At 41.0% G+C, this 16,057-nt stretch carries 15 protein-coding genes; 8 read left to right on the top strand and 7 right to left on the bottom strand.

All coding sequences use genetic code 11. The annotated features are described in order from the left end of the window. Positions 1-3 precede the first annotated feature (3 nt). From SD427_RS00730 to SD427_RS00720, 3 genes are all read left to right on the top strand, one after another. The gene (locus SD427_RS00730; protein ID WP_320559425.1) at positions 4-621 is read left to right on the top strand and encodes a DUF502 domain-containing protein; all 618 of its coding nucleotides are present in this window, start codon (positions 4-6) and stop codon (positions 619-621) included. 182 nt (positions 622-803) lie between these two features. Continuing rightward, positions 804-1,889, top strand: a complete 1,086-nt coding sequence (locus SD427_RS00725; RefSeq protein WP_320559424.1) for an NAD(P)/FAD-dependent oxidoreductase — start codon at positions 804-806, stop codon at positions 1,887-1,889. A 3-nt stretch (positions 1,890-1,892) separates the two neighbouring features. Then, on the top strand, positions 1,893-3,050 hold the full coding sequence (locus SD427_RS00720) for a pyridoxal phosphate-dependent aminotransferase (protein WP_320559423.1): 1,158 nt from the start codon (positions 1,893-1,895) through the stop codon (positions 3,048-3,050). 77 nt (positions 3,051-3,127) lie between these two features. On the opposite strand, the gene SD427_RS00715 is transcribed toward SD427_RS00720, so the two are convergent. After that, entirely contained in the window at positions 3,128-4,327 is a 1,200-nt protein-coding gene (locus tag SD427_RS00715) for a PQQ-dependent sugar dehydrogenase (RefSeq protein WP_320559422.1), read from the bottom strand. A 209-nt stretch (positions 4,328-4,536) separates the two neighbouring features. On the opposite strand from SD427_RS00715, the gene uvrB reads away from it, so the two are divergent. Together uvrB and SD427_RS00705 are read left to right on the top strand one after the other, a co-directional pair. Further along, entirely contained in the window at positions 4,537-6,528 is a 1,992-nt protein-coding gene (gene uvrB / locus SD427_RS00710; protein ID WP_320559421.1) for an excinuclease ABC subunit UvrB, read from the top strand. Between the two features lie 72 nt (positions 6,529-6,600). After that, positions 6,601-6,975 (top strand): VOC family protein, encoded by a 375-nt coding sequence (locus SD427_RS00705; RefSeq protein ID WP_320559420.1) that lies wholly within the window; start codon positions 6,601-6,603, stop codon positions 6,973-6,975. Between the two features lie 67 nt (positions 6,976-7,042). On the opposite strand, the gene SD427_RS00700 is transcribed toward SD427_RS00705, so the two are convergent. The 4 genes from SD427_RS00700 to SD427_RS00685 all read right to left on the bottom strand — a co-directional run bounded on the left by SD427_RS00700 (position 7,043) and on the right by SD427_RS00685 (position 9,934). Next, positions 7,043-7,297 carry a DUF3820 family protein gene (locus SD427_RS00700; protein WP_320561065.1) on the bottom strand — a complete coding sequence of 85 codons (255 nt, stop codon included), beginning with the start codon at positions 7,295-7,297 and terminating at the stop codon, positions 7,043-7,045. A 19-nt stretch (positions 7,298-7,316) separates the two neighbouring features. Further along, the gene (locus SD427_RS00695; protein WP_320559419.1) at positions 7,317-8,405 is read right to left on the bottom strand and encodes an AI-2E family transporter; all 1,089 of its coding nucleotides are present in this window, start codon (positions 8,403-8,405) and stop codon (positions 7,317-7,319) included. Continuing rightward, a complete protein-coding gene (locus tag SD427_RS00690) occupies positions 8,402-9,139 on the bottom strand; it encodes a beta-carotene 15,15'-monooxygenase (RefSeq protein ID WP_320559418.1) in 738 nt (245 codons plus the stop codon). The genes SD427_RS00695 and SD427_RS00690 overlap by 4 nt, the downstream gene beginning before the upstream one ends. Positions 9,140-9,211: 72 nt before the next feature. Continuing rightward, the gene (locus SD427_RS00685; RefSeq protein ID WP_320559417.1) at positions 9,212-9,934 is read right to left on the bottom strand and encodes a hypothetical protein; all 723 of its coding nucleotides are present in this window, start codon (positions 9,932-9,934) and stop codon (positions 9,212-9,214) included. 46 nt (positions 9,935-9,980) lie between these two features. Between SD427_RS00685 and SD427_RS00680 the strand changes: the two genes are divergently transcribed. Together SD427_RS00680 and SD427_RS00675 are read left to right on the top strand one after the other, a co-directional pair. Further along, positions 9,981-10,958 carry an aminodeoxychorismate synthase component I gene (locus SD427_RS00680; protein WP_320559416.1) on the top strand — a complete coding sequence of 326 codons (978 nt, stop codon included), beginning with the start codon at positions 9,981-9,983 and terminating at the stop codon, positions 10,956-10,958. Next, complete coding sequence (locus SD427_RS00675) at positions 10,942-11,568, top strand: aminotransferase class IV (protein ID WP_320559415.1); 627 nt, start codon at positions 10,942-10,944, stop codon at positions 11,566-11,568. Before SD427_RS00680 ends, SD427_RS00675 begins: the two co-directional genes overlap by 17 nt. A gap of 3 nt (positions 11,569-11,571) precedes the next feature. On the opposite strand, the gene SD427_RS00670 is transcribed toward SD427_RS00675, so the two are convergent. After that, complete coding sequence (locus SD427_RS00670; RefSeq protein WP_320559414.1) at positions 11,572-13,239, bottom strand: T9SS type A sorting domain-containing protein; 1,668 nt, start codon at positions 13,237-13,239, stop codon at positions 11,572-11,574. 41 nt (positions 13,240-13,280) lie between these two features. Further along, complete coding sequence (gene menD, locus SD427_RS00665; RefSeq protein ID WP_320559413.1) at positions 13,281-14,957, bottom strand: 2-succinyl-5-enolpyruvyl-6-hydroxy-3-cyclohexene-1-carboxylic-acid synthase; 1,677 nt, start codon at positions 14,955-14,957, stop codon at positions 13,281-13,283. An 84-nt stretch (positions 14,958-15,041) separates the two neighbouring features. Between menD and SD427_RS00660 the strand changes: the two genes are divergently transcribed. After that, the gene (locus tag SD427_RS00660) at positions 15,042-15,992 is read left to right on the top strand and encodes an isopenicillin N synthase family dioxygenase (protein ID WP_320559412.1); all 951 of its coding nucleotides are present in this window, start codon (positions 15,042-15,044) and stop codon (positions 15,990-15,992) included. Positions 15,993-16,057 lie beyond the last annotated feature (65 nt).

The following is a 16,057-nucleotide window of genomic DNA, read 5'->3' as shown; positions in this document are numbered from 1 at the left end:
ATTTTGAAAAAACTGACGTTTGAAAACTTTGCCAATTTTTTCCTGAAAAACTTTTTTCAGGGACTGGTCATTATCGGGCCCATCGGGCTGACCATTTTTGTGATCTGGTATGTTGTTTCGTCAATTGATAACATTATCCCTTCAGTGGCAAGGGAAATTCCGGGACTGGTCTTTATCTCAACAATTTTATGCACCGCAATTTTAGGATTCTTAGGAAACAAATTTGTGCTGGGAAAATTCTTTTTCGATTCCATGGACCGTTTACTGGAGAAAACACCCGGCGTTAAACACATTTATACCCCAACCAAAGATGTGATGTCTTCATTTGTCGGAGACAAGAAAAAATTCAATGACCCGGTCTGGGTAAAAACCAATGAAAACCCGGAAATCTGGAGAATCGGGTTCCTGACCCAAAAAGAGATGGCGGATGTGGAAAAACACAATTATGTTGCGGTTTACCTTCCCCATTCGTATGCTATTTCAGGCTGGGTAATTGTTACTGAAGAAAAAAACATCAAGCCTGTTGTCGGGATGACGGCGGCTACTGCCATGAAATTTGCCGTGAGCGGCGGTGTTGCGGGTTTTCATTCAGATGACAATATCTTCAAAGCACCGGAATAACTTCCTTTTCAATCCTGTACAGAACCCTGTATTTTCCTGATCAAATGTATTATACTTTGGTAAAAGGGAGATTACCTGTATCTGCTGTACACAACATACCGGCTTTATCAGATATAAGCCGAGCGTTTCAGATATTCAGATCAAAAATAACAACCAACAAAACAATACGATAACATTAAAAGATGGGCAAAGCTGCAATCATAGGAGCCGGGGTTTCCGGCCTGAGCATGGCAAATTATTTAGAAAAAAATAATATAGACTATCACCTCTACGAAAGAAGAACGCAGAATGACCTGAAAGGGCACGGGTTTATCCTTCCCAAAGAAGGCATTGAGTTTCTTTCCAATATCATTAACATTGATCACCTTTACGAAAAAGGCAGTTTCCTGAAAAAATACATCCATTACAGCCGGAGCGGGGAAATCATTTCAGAAAAAGACCTGGATGATGTTTTTGTAGTTTCAAGAAGTGCACTGATTGAGATTTTGGCCAACGGAATCCCTTCAGACAGGCTTTCATACGAAACAACAGTAGCCTTAAACGGTTTCTCAGACGGAAAAGCGGACATCCTGATTAATGACAATACAAAACTGGAAGCTGATCTGGTTATTGCATCGGACGGATCAAGAAGTAGGATCCGAAGGAAAATTTTCCAGGATGAGACCATGAAAGCCGTACTGGAAAACGAAGTGGTCAATATTATTGAAAATGAAGAACTTGCCGCACAGATAGAAAGCAATTTCCTGAAATTCCACCATGAGAACGGAGGTCTCACCTTCGGCGTTTTAAAACTTTCTTCTTCAAAAATCCTTTGGTACTGCCAGTTTGATATTACTCGGTTTTTTATCAATGAAGACTACACGCCGGACTGCATCAGGCAGTTCATGCTTGACAATTTCGGTGACTGGAACCCTTTGGTTTCTTCCATTATCGAAGGTTCAGGCTATGAAAATGCCCACATCTGGAGGGTATATGAACTGGAAAAGCTAAATCCGTTTTACCATGAGAATGTGGTATTCATTGGAGATGCAGCCCATCCGCTCATTCCTTTTACCAGCCAGGGGGTTACCTCTGCACTGAAGGATTCCTTTACATTAACCGGTCTTCTGACCAAAGGAAATAACCTTCAGGAAACTTTCCGGACATATGAGGAAGAAAGAAGGCCTGAAATCGACATTCACATCAGAAACGGGAGGGCTTTGCTTGAGCAATTCCTGCTGCCTCTGGACGAACAGCCAAAAAATACTTTACCAATCTCTTATAAATAACAGATGTTTACAAATACAGATATTAATTTCGAAGCCCTGAAAAGAAAAGCCTATAACGGCAGATGGGCCACACTGGAAAACGGGATCATCCCTTTGACGGCAGCTGATCCTGATTTCAGGATGTCACAGGAAATCGAAAACGGAATCATTGAATATATCAGGGACGGCTACTTAAGCTACGGCCCTTTTTCCGGGATTCCGGAATTCAGGAAAAGCGTTGCCGAACATTTCAATACGGAAAAGAAAGGAAACTTTACCCCGGACAATGTTTTAGCCGTAAACAGTGCAGCTCAGGGCATGTTCCTGATTGCAAAATATGTTTTAAATCCCGGAGACGAAGCGATTATTTTTGACCCTGTCGATTTCCTTTTCAAAAAAACAGTGGAAGCGGTCGGAGGAAATATCAGGCTGTGTTCAGTAGACGCTGCAACAGGCGATATCGATCTTGAGATGCTGGTTTCCCTAATCTCTCCCAGAACAAAACTAATCAGCATCTGCAATCCCCATAATCCTGTGGGAAGGGTATATTCCAAAGAAATTTTGAAAAAAATATCAGAGATTGCCGCAACTCATGATCTTTGGGTGATGAGTGACGAAATATGGAGTGACATTGTATATGACAAGAAGGAATTCAATACCTATTCCTCGGTATCTGAGGAGGCTAAAAATAAAAGTTTTACGGTGTTCGGCTTTTCAAAATCTTTCGGGATTGCAGGGCTGAGAATAGGAGCAGTTTTATGCAATGACCAGGACCTTCTGGATGATTTTACGGAGAAATCCAACTTTAACTCTACCATTGAAGGCGTTTCTACTTTATCCCAGATTGCTGCCAGCGTAGCGATTGACAAGGCAAAACCGTGGTTTAATGATTTCCTCACCCATTTACAGCACAACAGGGATCTGGCTCACAGCATATTAAGCAATTCCGGGATCCTCACCCCGAATCTTCCGGAAGCTACCTTTGTAATATTTCCTAAAATAGAAAAAGGCATGTCCAGTGATGAATTTGCCCAGCATGTACTTAAAGAAGGAAAAGTCGCCGTTGTTCCGGGCTCGGAAAGATGGTTCGGAAAAGGTGCCGAAGGGCATATCAGGATCTGTTTCTCCACTTCTCAGGAAATCCTGACCGAAGGGCTTAACAGGATGATCAACAGCTTTTAAATAATATTCCCACAGGTTTCACAGTGATACGAATTTAAAATTCTGTATGATGCAAAACCTGTGGGAATACTGTATTATTATTTCTTAGAAATTTTATAGAGTTTGCCGCTGTCGGTAATTCCATACAAGTTGCCGTCCATTCCGTTCAGGACATCCCGGAATCTTTCTTTCTGGTCCAGAAGCAGCCTTTCTTCGCCCACTACTTTGTTGTCTTTCATGACAATCCTGTTAATGTGCTGTCCGCTTAGGCATCCGATGAATAAATTGCCCTTCCATTCAGGTATATTCCCGGTATAGAAAGTCACGCCGCTCGGGGAAACTACCGGATCCCAATAATAAACCGGCTGCTCGGTTCCTGCCTTCTGTGTCGTTCCGTTGTTGATTTTCTCCCCGGAATATTCAATGCCATACGTAACGTCTCCCCAACCGTAATTTTTCCCCGGCTGAATCAGATTGATTTCGTCTCCGCCACGAGGCCCCATTTCAATATCCCAGAGCTGTCCTTTCTCATCCAGAGCCATGCCCTGCGGATTCCGGATTCCGAATGCATAAATTTCAGGTTTATATCCGGAGGTATTCATAAACGGATTTCCCGGAGCAGGTTTCCCGTCTTTGGTAATCTTTAAGATTTTACCTAAATAATTATCTGTTTTCTGAGCATACACCCTGGTCTGCTTATCTGACCGTTCACCTGTGCTTACAAATAAATTCCCGTCTTTATCAAACTGCAGCCGTCCTCCGTAGTGCTTGTCTCCATCATAAGAAGGCGTCGCCCGGAAAATTACCTGTACGCCTGAAATATTTTTCATATCTGCAGAAAGCTTTCCTTTGGCCACCGAGGTCAGATTACCGTCTCCGAAAGGTTCAGAAAAAACAAAAAACACCATATTATTGGTCTTGAAATCGGGGTCTAAGGCCACATCAAGCATTCCGCCCTGACCTTTGTCATCCACTTTAGGGAAGCCTTCAATTTTAGAAACCTGCTTTCCGTCGGCTGATACTACATTAATAAAACCTGATTTTTCCGTGATCAGGAATCTGCCGTCCGGCAAATTGATAATCCCCCACGGTTTTCCCAGGTCTTTATTCAGCACTTCTACTGTATAGGGCGTTACTGTCTTTACAGGAGTAATTCTGGTCTGCCCTTTAAAAGCAGGCTTATAACTTGTATTGGGTTTCTCTTCCTTTGCGGAAGGTTCGCTTGGTTTACCTTTTCCCTGGCAGGAAACGAGCATGATTCCAGAGGTAAATAAAAGAGGTAAGAATACTTTTTTCATAATCAAAATTAAGAGGTTACAGAATAAGATAGAAAAATTGGTGCCACAAAATCCGGTTATTCAAATAAAGCAAAGCAACATCCGAAAAGGTGCTGTTTTTGTATATATGATCATTGATTTAAAATCTACGGGCTAATTTTCGTAAATGTTAAATACATCTTTAATCAGAAATTTCTTTCGTATTTTTGTTATACAAGATCACATTTTTTATGCAGTTTAAATTAGAATCAGAATATAAACCCACCGGTGACCAGCCCCAGGCCATTGAAAAACTTACCGAAGGCATTAAAATCGGTGAAAAGTACCAGACCTTACTGGGAGTAACCGGATCGGGAAAGACCTTTACAGTGGCAAATCTTGTACATAATGTGCAGAAGCCTACCCTGGTACTGGCACACAATAAGACCCTGGCCGCACAGCTTTTCATGGAGTTTAAAGAATTCTTTCCTGAGAATGCCGTGGAGTATTTCGTGAGTTACTATGATTACTATCAGCCTGAAGCCTATATCGCAACATCAGGAACTTATATTGAAAAAGACCTGAGCATCAACGAAGAAGTTGAAAAGCTGAGACTCTCGGCAACGGCCAGCCTGCTTTCCGGAAGAAGGGATGTGCTGATTGTGGCCTCCGTTTCATGCATTTACGGTATCGGGAACCCTACGGAATTTCACAAATCCCTGATTTCAATAGCCATTGGCGAAAAAGTAACCCGGACCGCTCTTTTACATGCCTTGGTTAATGCATTGTACTCCAGAACGCTGAATGAGTTCCAGAGAGGGACCTTCCGTGTAAAAGGTGATGTTATTGATGTATTTCCGGCCTATGCAGACAATGCCGTAAGAATTCAGTTTTTCGGGGATGAAATTGAAAAAATCCAGAGTTTTGATCCCGTTTCAGGAAATGTCACCGCGAGCTTTGAACAGATCCAGATCTACCCTGCCAACCTTTTTGTAACTTCAAAAGATACTTTAAACGGTGCTATCAGAAGTATTCAGGACGACCTGGTAAAACAGGTTGATTTTTTTAATTCCGTTGAAAAACCGCTGGAAGCCAAAAGGCTGCAGGAAAGAACAGAGCTGGATCTGGAAATGATCAAAGAACTCGGCTACTGCTCGGGAATTGAAAATTACTCCAGATACCTGGACGGCAGGATTCCCGGAAGCAGGCCTTTCTGCCTGCTGGATTATTTCCCTAAAGATTACCTGATGGTGATTGATGAAAGCCACGTAACCGTACCGCAGGTTCATGCGATGTACGGAGGCGACCGCAGCAGAAAAGAATCCCTGGTGGAATACGGCTTTCGGCTTCCGGCAGCGATGGACAACAGGCCTCTGAAATTTGAAGAGTTTGAAGCCATCCAGAACCAGGTTATCTATGTATCTGCCACACCGGCCGATTATGAGCTGGAGAAAACCGGCGGTGCTTACATTGAACAAATCATCCGTCCGACAGGGCTTCTGGATCCCATCATTGAAATCCGGCCTACCATCAATCAGATTGATGACTTAATGGAAGAAATCCGAAAGCGGGCTGATGTGGACGAAAGGGTTCTGGTAACAACATTAACAAAGAAAATGGCAGAGGAACTGACCAAATATTTCACCAAATTCGGTATCAGGACCCGGTACATTCACTCTGATGTGGAAACCCTGGAACGTATCCAGATCATGCAGGATCTGCGTGTAGGCCTTTTTGATGTCCTGATCGGAGTGAATTTATTGAGAGAAGGGCTTGACTTACCTGAAGTTTCTTTGGTGGCCATCCTGGATGCAGACAAAGAAGGAATGCTGAGAAGCAGGAGGTCGATGATCCAGACCGTAGGCCGGGCTGCAAGAAACCTGAACGGAAGGGCTATCATGTATGCCGATAAGATCACAAAATCAATGCAGGCTACGCTGGATGAAACGGATTACCGTAGAGCAAAGCAGATAGAGTACAATGAAAAGCACGGTAAAGTTCCTGTTGCTTTAAATAAAAAGATTTCTGAAAGCCTGGTGGGAAGGACCAAGGATTTCCCTGACGAAAAATATACACAGAAAGAGATCCTGCAGAAAGTGGCTGAAGCCAAAGCGACTTATACTTCCGGAGATATGGAAAAGGTCATCGGACAGAAACAAAAAGAAATGGAAGCCGCTGCCAAAAACCTTGATTTCATAAAAGCGGCAAAGCTAAGGGATGAAATTGCCGCCTTAAAAGGTTAAAGAATATAAAATGTCAGCATAAAAAACTGCTGTTGAATAACATCTGAAAATCATTAACTATAACTTATAAACATGAAAAAAGTAACAGGTATCGGCGGAATTTTCTTTACATGTAAAGATCCTGAAGCCTTAAAAGAATGGTACAGGAAACATCTTGGAATAGAGGGAAATGAATACGGAACTACCTTTGACTGGAAACAGGCTGCTGAGTCAGACTCCAAAGGATCAACCACCTGGAGCCCGATGCCGGAGACGACATCCTATTTTGAGCCTTCTGCCAAAGAATTTATGATCAACTATACCGTTGATGACCTGGAAGCATTGGTTGAAGAATTAAAAAAAGAAGGCGTGGAAATTCTGAATGATATTGCAGTATATGACTTTGGAAAGTTTATTCACATCCTTGATCCTGAAGGCAATAAAGTAGAACTCTGGGAACCTATTTAACCGCAATGATCTGTCTGAATAATAATTTCGGCGGCATCTCTGATGCCGCCGAAATTATATCTTAATCTTAGAATTTATACGTTTTTGTTTTGGGCTTTTCATAATTTACAGTACCTCCTCGGATAGGAATCAGAAGATCTGAAAGCCCATTCAGCTTGATTTCATAAATTGTTGATAATTGCATTCCCAGCTTTCCTTTAGGCATCCCCTGACGCTGGAACCATTCTAGGTAACTTATCGGCAGATCTGCGATAACCGTCCCCGCATATTTCCCAAAAGGCATTTTAGCGGTGCAGATTTCCTTCAATATCTCCGGATTTATTCCTTCTGTCATTTTATCATTATAGTATTAAATCAATTTTCTTTTCCAATGCTTCATTTTTGTCAGGAAGCTGCAGTTCAGGGATATCGTCTTCAGAAAACTCATTTCTGTAAACCTGGATCAGCAATAAGGTAAGGGAAACCATAATCGGCCCGAAAATCAGTCCCATAAAACCGAACAGGTTCATTCCCATAATAATTCCGAAAACGGTATTTAAAGGGTGGATATCCTCCAGTTTTTTAAGCAGGGTAAATCGAAGCAGGTTATCTGTTACACCGACTACGACTAAGCAATAGGCTGCCAGTCCTAGTCCTGCACCGGTATTTCCTTCCGCAATCATGAAGATACAGACCGGCGCATATACAATGGCAGCTCCCACTACAGGAATCATTGATGCGGCAGCAGTAAGAGCGAAAAGCAAGACCGGGCTTGGTGCCCCGAAAATGAAGTACCCGATCAGGGCAATGATACCCTGGCCAAGTGCTACCACCGGAAGGCCGATTGCATTAGCCATGATCAGTTTTCTCATTTTCTCACCAATCATAGAAACGTTTGATCTTTTCAGGGGAGCGGATGAAGAAAGGATCCTTTCAAAAAACCGTGGCTTTTCGAGCATGAAGTAAAGAATAAAATACATGGATGCGATCACGGTAAGGGTATTTACCGTCCCGCTCAAAGCCTTTGTAGAAAATTGCCCGACACTGCTCTGAAGCTTACCCATATTTTCTTTACTCAGGATATCAACCTTGATTTTAGAATAAACATAGGTATGTATTTTTTCCAGGAATACATTGAACTTGTTCATATAAGCCTGGGCATTCCCGAATTTTTCAATCAGTAAATCCCCGATAAAATAAATCGGCAGGATAAGGATAATAAGGCTGGCAACCATCAGGACAAGCGCTGCAGCCCAGGGTTTCCATTTTTTTTCTTCCTGAAGATAAAAATTATATTTCCTGCATACCACATATATGGTAATAGCGCCCAATACCGAAGGTATAAAAAGCGCAAGATTAAAGCAGATTAGACCTGCCATGACCAAAATAATAGCAAGTAATGCTACCTGCTTTATTTTAGTACTGCTTATTTGTTGTTCTTTATTCATCATTTCTTATAAGTTATTTGTCTCGGTTTTCCCAGGAAAGCACAATACAGCGAATACATCACAACCATGATAAACGGAGCGGTTGCAATGACCCCGATTCCGCAAAGTATAATTCCGGAACAGGAAATTATGATTCCCAAAACAGTCGTTCCTAAAAACGTGCCGTAATTTTCTTTGGCTATGCTGAATGTTCTCCCTAAAGCATCTGTGGCACTGGCATTGTCAAAAAGGAGAATAGGGTAACCCAGCATCAGTAAAGGATAAACAAAAAATACAGGAATGACGCAGAAAAAAGCCGCTACTGAGGAAATAAGACTTGAAAGCAGGCTATAGATCAGAATATTGACAAAATTCTGCCGGTAACCGATAAATAAATCAGAAAATTCAATAGGTTCTTTGGTATTGTACTTATTAACGATATAGATCAGGCCTACATACAGCGGAGCCAGTAAAATCCCTAAAAACCATGACAGGGAAAGATACAGGGTAAATCCGGGGGCTGCCCATATATTATACCCGGAAAAATTATCACCATAGCTTTTCATATCGTCGGCAAAGCTCATGGAATTGAATCCGCTCAGGGCCTTTATTATAGACCCCCCGATTAAATAGATAACCATTGCTACAATGGCATATAAAAAGATGCCTTTGTACATTTCGAAAGCGTGTGAGATAACAGAGCCTGTAGTCCTTTCCGGAACAGAGCCCTGCAGATCAAATTCGTTAAATTCTGACATGATGTGTGTTTTAATGTTGTTCCTCCCAAATTTAACTTTTTTTTGAAAGAAAAAACATTGAACATTTAAAATTTACTCCTTCTCTGTAAAAATTGTTTTATAAAGTGAGTAAATCATAGCATTCCAGAAAGGAAATGTAAACAATCCGCCGATAAGAAATAAGGCAAACCCGACGTATTTAAAGATAACCGCAACCATGACACAGACAAATATTTCCAGGAAATACATTTTTAATGCCTTAAAATTCAAAGAGATGGATTCAAAGATTGTTTTGTTCATAAAAAACATAATCGGCGCAACAAAGATCGTAATACATACCCATACGAACGGCAGGATAACCAGCCTGAATGTCATCATATAAACCATGAACCAGAATAGATAGAAGGCGGCATACTTAAAAAAATTAAAACCGTTGTAGCCAACAAACAGGTCTCCGATTTCCGGTGTCTCATTCAGATCGATTTTCCTGAAAATCTGAAACAGCCCGAGGTTTAAAGGATATAAAAAAACAAGTATTCCTAAAAATGCATAACTGAAATACTGTGAACTTTCTGTCTGCCCCATCGCCTGTGCTTTCTGAAGATACGCTTCAGTGCTCACCTGGAAAGCGTCAACAAGTTCCTGCTGCTGGTCCCAGATGCCGTATTTTGAAGCAAAGAAAAAAAATGCCGTGAAAAAGATGACAAAATAAATCACTGAAAACATCAGCTGGTAGATGAGCGTCTTATTCCAGTAGAAAAATGCCTGCTTCAGTATAAAATCCAATCCCGGTTTCTGTGGATATCTGTTTTCCATTAAAAAATTTTGTGCAAAAGTAATCATCAATAATTACTTTTGCAGAATGTTTTCAGTGAAACAACAAAAATTTATGGAAATGGATGAACTTTCGCTCCGGAAAGTCCCTTTTTTCTTTATGATCGACTTTCAGGCAGAGAATATTGAAATTTTCAGACAGGAAGAGCTGATAAATTCAGACCTGCTGATTGATTTTCAAAACTTTTCAAATACATCGCACCAGCCTGCCCTGCATAAAAATATTGAATGGAAATCGTATCCCGAAACCCTGGAAAGCTTTAAAAAAGGGTTTGATAAGGTGCAGGAAAACATCCACCTCGGAAATTCTTATCTGACTAACTATACCCGGAAAACCAAAATCGAGACAAACCTGACCCTTAGGGAAATATTTTTTCATTCAGGCGCGAAATATAAAGTTTTTTATAAAGATTTTTTTGTATTTTTTTCTCCTGAAACTTTTGTGAAGATCATTGACGGAAAAATTCTTACCTATCCCATGAAAGGCACCATCGATGCCGCCCTGGAAAATGCCGAGGAAACCCTGAAAAATGACAGGAAAGAAAAAGCTGAACATTATACGGTGGTAGATCTGCTCCGGAATGATCTCAGCATGGTGGCAGATGATGTGAAAGTGGATAAATTCCAGCACATTGATTTCATCAGGACCCGGCAAAAGGACCTGTACGCCATGAGTTCGGAAATATCAGGAAATATCAAGCCTGAATTTAACGGAAAGGTAGGAAGCATTATGCAGAACCTGCTGCCTGCAGGCTCTATTTTAGGAGCCCCGAAATCTAAAACAATGGAAATAATTTTAGATGCGGAAGGTTATGAAAGGGGTTTTTACACCGGAGTCTGCGGTTGGTTTGACGGTGAAAATGTAGACAGCTGTATTATGATCCGGTTTATAGAGAAAGAAGGTGATACGCTTTATTTTAAAAGCGGCGGCGGGATTACCCATATGAGCAGGCCGGAAGACGAGTATCAGGAAATGAAAAATAAAATTTATGTCCCAATTTATTGAAAGCATCAAAGTAGAAGACCAGGAGATTTTCTTATCGGAATTGCATCAGAAGCGCGTAGACCAGACTTTTGCCCACTTTGGGAAAGAAGGCTCTGTAGACCTTGCCAAGATCTATAAACAGCTGGACCATGACGGAGACGGGCTTTTTAAGCTCAGGGTTGTGTATGATCTTGACAAAAAAGTGCGTACCCAGATGATTCCTTATGCCATACCGGAAATACAGGATTTCCAGCTGGTGGAGAATAACGGCTATGATTATTCCTTCAAGTTTGAAGACCGGAAAGAATTGGAAAAAATGAAAATGAAATCCAAAGCAGAGGAAATTATCATTATTAAAAACAACCATGTGACGGATACTTCCTATTCCAATATTCTGTTTTTAAAGGGGAAAGAATGGTACACGCCGTCCACTTACCTTCTGAACGGGGTGCAGCGGCAGTACCTTTTAAAACAGAAAAAAATCAAAGAAACCGAAATCAACATCCAGAACATCAAACAGTTTTCTCATTTCCAGATCATTAATGCCATGAATGATTTCAATAAAAACTTTATTTATCCGCTTGACAAAATTATTAACCTGCCCGGAAATGAAGAATATTTAGACCTCTAAATTTTATTTCTTGATGATTTTTTTAGATTCAAATCCATTTTGATGCATCATATTTAAGAGATAAGCTCCTTGCTGTAAATCATTAAGATTAATATCAAATTCTCTCGAATTAGCAGCATTCTGTCTTATTAATCTTCCCTGCATATCAAAAATTGAATATTTAATAATATTAACATCAGAAGAAATATATACCCTATCAGTTACTACTGTGGGATATATTTTGATGGAGTGATCCTTTTTTGATGATTCACCTGTTGCCAAATATCCTGAGTTTTCTTTTAGATACGGGTATCCGTCATTGACAGCCGGATCTATTGCCCAAACGGTTGCAAAATCCCAATTGATAAATGTACCCTGAGCTTTCATTTGCGCAGTTGTTCTTCCTCCGTCGGTCTGATTCCAGCCGGAAGCATCCGCAACCAAAGCACCTGTTGTATCACGGTCCCAAAAGGCTCTGGTTAAAGTTACGTTCAATCCATAAGACAGCAATCCTCCCGGATTAGTTCCTCCTTGCTGTCCTGTTGCGTAACTGGTTGTAATAAATGCACCATCCTCTTGAAAATAACCAAAAAGCGCACCCGTTCCATTGTTAACCTTGCTTCTGGAATAACAATTTGTAATATTGATTTTTTGTAAATTCTTGCCAAATCCAACTAAGCCGCCGGTAATAGAACCTCCGATAACCGTTCCTGTGGAAAATGATAAACTGACAGATGAAAAATACGAAGCTGCGGTTGCATGCCTTATCATTCCTATCAAACCACCTGCAATATTTTGACTCGCTCCGGTTGCATCTACATTTCCTGTGGCGTAGCTTTTTGTTACATTACTTGTTGTTTCACCTAATAGGCCTCCAGCTATATCACCATCCACATTTCCAGTTGCATAAGAATTTGAAACAAGTTTTGCAGCAGAACCAATCAAGCCTCCCGAAGTAGTGCTTCCTCCAAATGGAAGTTTCGTAACCTTACCAGTTGCATAGCAATTTATGACTTCACCGCCTGAGCTTCCCAAAAGACCGCCTATTCCGGTAGAACCTTTAACAATCCCTGTTGCAAAACAATTCGAAACAGTGCCGGTAGCTCCGGCAGCAAGACCTCCTCCTGAGTAGCCAGATCCACTTGTGACATTTCCTGTTGCTGAGCTATTGGTGATACCATTTTTAATAAGGCAAACCAATCCGCCTGCATATTTTCCGCCGTTAACAGTTGCAGAAGAAGTACAATTGGTAATCGTTCCCAAAACTTCACCGGCAATACTGCCTGTATACATATCACCGGAAAAATAACCTCCGACCAGATTTATATTTTTGATCGTTGCTGAAGTATATACCGTTCCAAACATACCTGCATACATATTGGAAGATCTGTTGATATACATCCCTATAATTTTGTATCCTCCGCCGTCATAAGTTCCGTAAAAAGAAGCGGATGGGCTTCCGATAGTAAAAAAACCTTTATTACCATTCCATGTTGAGCTGACTGTAGCATCTATATTTGCTGTCTGCAAAAAGCTTTTACTCCAATCTGAGTTATGTTCACTTAAATATCTTAAGTCCGTAAGATTAGATATTAAATAAGGATCGTTTACCGTTCCGGAACCTCCGGAATAGTTTTGAGAATGTAAAAATGTATAGAAGAAACCTAATAAGAGAAATAAAAATTTGTTCATGGTTTGTAGCGTAATTTTTTCAAGCAGCAAATTTAAATAAATTATTTATCTTTCATAAATTCAAAATAAGCTTTCTGTACCTCGGCATTGTTTTTCCCATAGGTGTTAATTTCCAATATCTTAGGCTGAACATCAGGTTTAAAGAAATTTTCCAGGACCCGGTCTAATGTAGCTTCTTCATCTACTTTCGTGTAAGAAAACCCGAAATGTTTTGCGAGATGCTCTGCATTTTTATGATGCCTGGTAGCAATAAACTCATCCAGTGCATTCGGGTTGGCATTTCCCGGGCCCGGAATAATCTTGAAAATATTGCCTTCCCCGTTATTAAAAATCATAATTCTTACAAAAGGAGGAATATACTGGTTCCAAAGCCCGTTGATATCATAGAAAAAACTCAGGTCCCCTGTAATCAGCAGGGTGGGATCCGCGTTTTTAATGGCAAATCCCATGGCAGTAGACGTGGAACCGTCAATACCGCTCGTTCCCCGGTTACAATAGATTTTTCTCTTCCCGTAATCAAACAGCTGGGCATACCTGATGGCTGAGCTGTTGCTGAAATGGATATTGTAATGTTCAGGAATCGCCTGTGAAGATGTACGGAAGAAATAAAAATCAGAAAATCCTACCGTATTCAGAAACTGTTCATGCTTTGCATCTTTTTTATCCCTTAAAATATCCCAGAGGTTAAAATAGGGCCTTGGCTCCAGATTAATGAATTTCAATAGTTTGGTAAAGAAAATTTCAGGCCTTGCTTCTATCTTTTCTGTCAGGGCGAAATAGGTATCGGGCTGCCAGACTTCATCCAGGTGCCAGTGCTGTTTCGGCTTGGCACTCCTTAAAAACTGCTTCACTTTTTTAGACACTACGTTCTGCCCTACCGTAATCAGTAAATCAGGTGCATAGGTCCTGTAATCTTCTTCGGTGAAATTAAAAATGTAACGGTCAATATGCCTGAAGAACTTTTCGTGATACAGGTTGGAATTGGCTTCACTCAACACTACAACAGAATGGTTTTTAACCAGCTGGGACAGCTGATTTTCCAGTTCAGGACTGTAGCCCCTGGTTCCTACCAGAATCATAATCCGCTGCGAAGTATTCCAGTCAGCCACAAGGTTCGACGGGATTTCATAATCTTTTTGCTTGATTGTTTTCTCTACGGTAGGGAAAGTCGGGAGCTCAGAGATCAGCTCATACAAAGGTTCCTCCAAAGGAATATTGATATGAACCGGGCCCTGCTTTTCAAAACAGAGCTCGATGGCTTTTTTAAGGGTATCGAAATTAAAATCTTCCGCATTTTCCCGGCTGTCTTCCAGCAGCTGGAAGTCCCCGTAGGAATGCTGATGAAAAAGATTCTGCTGCCTGATCGTCTGTCCGTCAAAAATATCCACATAATCTGTGGGCCTGTCGGCAGTCAGCACCAAAAGCGGGATATTCGAATAAAAAGCTTCCGTAACCGCAGGATAATAATTGGCTGCTGCAGAACCGCTGGTACAGGTAATGGCAACCGGTTTTTTATGGCTCATGGCCATTCCCATTCCTACGAAAGCCGCACTCCTTTCATCTACAATACTGAAACAGTTAAAGCCGTCGGTTTCCGAAAAATGAATCGCCAGAGGAGCATTCCTGGATCCCGGGGAGATGATAATATCTGAAATTCCGTACTGTTGAAGAAGGTGTGCCAATATCTGAATACTTCTTTTGGAAGAATATTTTTTCATAGGACAAATTTAATTTATAATACCGGAGATAAAAAAGAATTTAATTTAAAATCTGTAATTTAGCGCTACGTAAAATTTCTATAAATGGACAAAATACCTAGTGTAGACCTGCGTGATTTCCTTTCGGGTGACCCGGAACGCAAACAGAAATTTGTTAATGAAATCGGAAAAGCTTATGAAGAAATTGGTTTTGTAGCCTTAAAAGGCCATTTTCTTAGTGACACCCTGGTGGATGAACTGTATGAAGAGGTAAAGAACTTTTTTGAACTGCCCACAGAAACAAAACAGAAATACGAGATTCCGGGCATTGGCGGACAGAGAGGCTATGTAGGATTCGGCAAAGAAACGGCAAAAGGCTTTAAAAAAGGAGACCTGAAAGAATTCTGGCATTTCGGGCAGTATGTGACTGAGGATTCACAATACAAAAGCGAGTACCCAGATAATGTAACGGTTGAAGAACTTCCGAAGTTCAATGAAGTAGGCAAAGAAGCATACCAGATGCTGGAAAAAACAGGACAGTATGTTTTAAGGGCCCTGGCTTTGTATTTAGGACTGGATGAATTTTATTTTGACGATAAAATTGCAGAAGGAAATTCTATTTTAAGACCGATCCATTACCCTCCTATTACACAGGAACCGGACGATGCGGTAAGGGCAGCGGCTCACGGCGATATCAACCTGATTACGCTTCTGATGGGCTCCCAGGGAAAAGGCCTTCAGGTTCAAAACCACAAAGGCGAATGGATCGATGCGATTGCAGAACCGGACGAGCTGATGATCAACGTCGGGGATATGCTTTCAAGGCATACGAACAATAAACTGAAATCAACCATCCACAGGGTCGTTAATCCGCCGAGAGAGCTTTGGGGGACATCAAGGTATTCCATCCCTTTCTTTATGCATCCGGTAAGCTCCATGTCTTTAAACGCGCTTGAAAACTGTGTAGATGAAAACCATCCGAAACTGTATGAAGATACTACAGCCGGAGCATTTCTGCATGAGCGGTTAATTGAACTGGGACTGATTAAAAAATAACAGATAAAAAGTCAATAATTGATTGTTCTTGTATTTAGGAATAAGATCAATTATTGACTTTAATT

The sequence above is a fragment of the Chryseobacterium sp. JJR-5R genome (assembly GCF_034047335.1).
In the GTDB taxonomy this organism is placed as follows: Bacteria; Bacteroidota; Bacteroidia; order Flavobacteriales; family Weeksellaceae; genus Chryseobacterium.
This window is presented reverse-complemented; position numbering and strand designations above follow the sequence as displayed.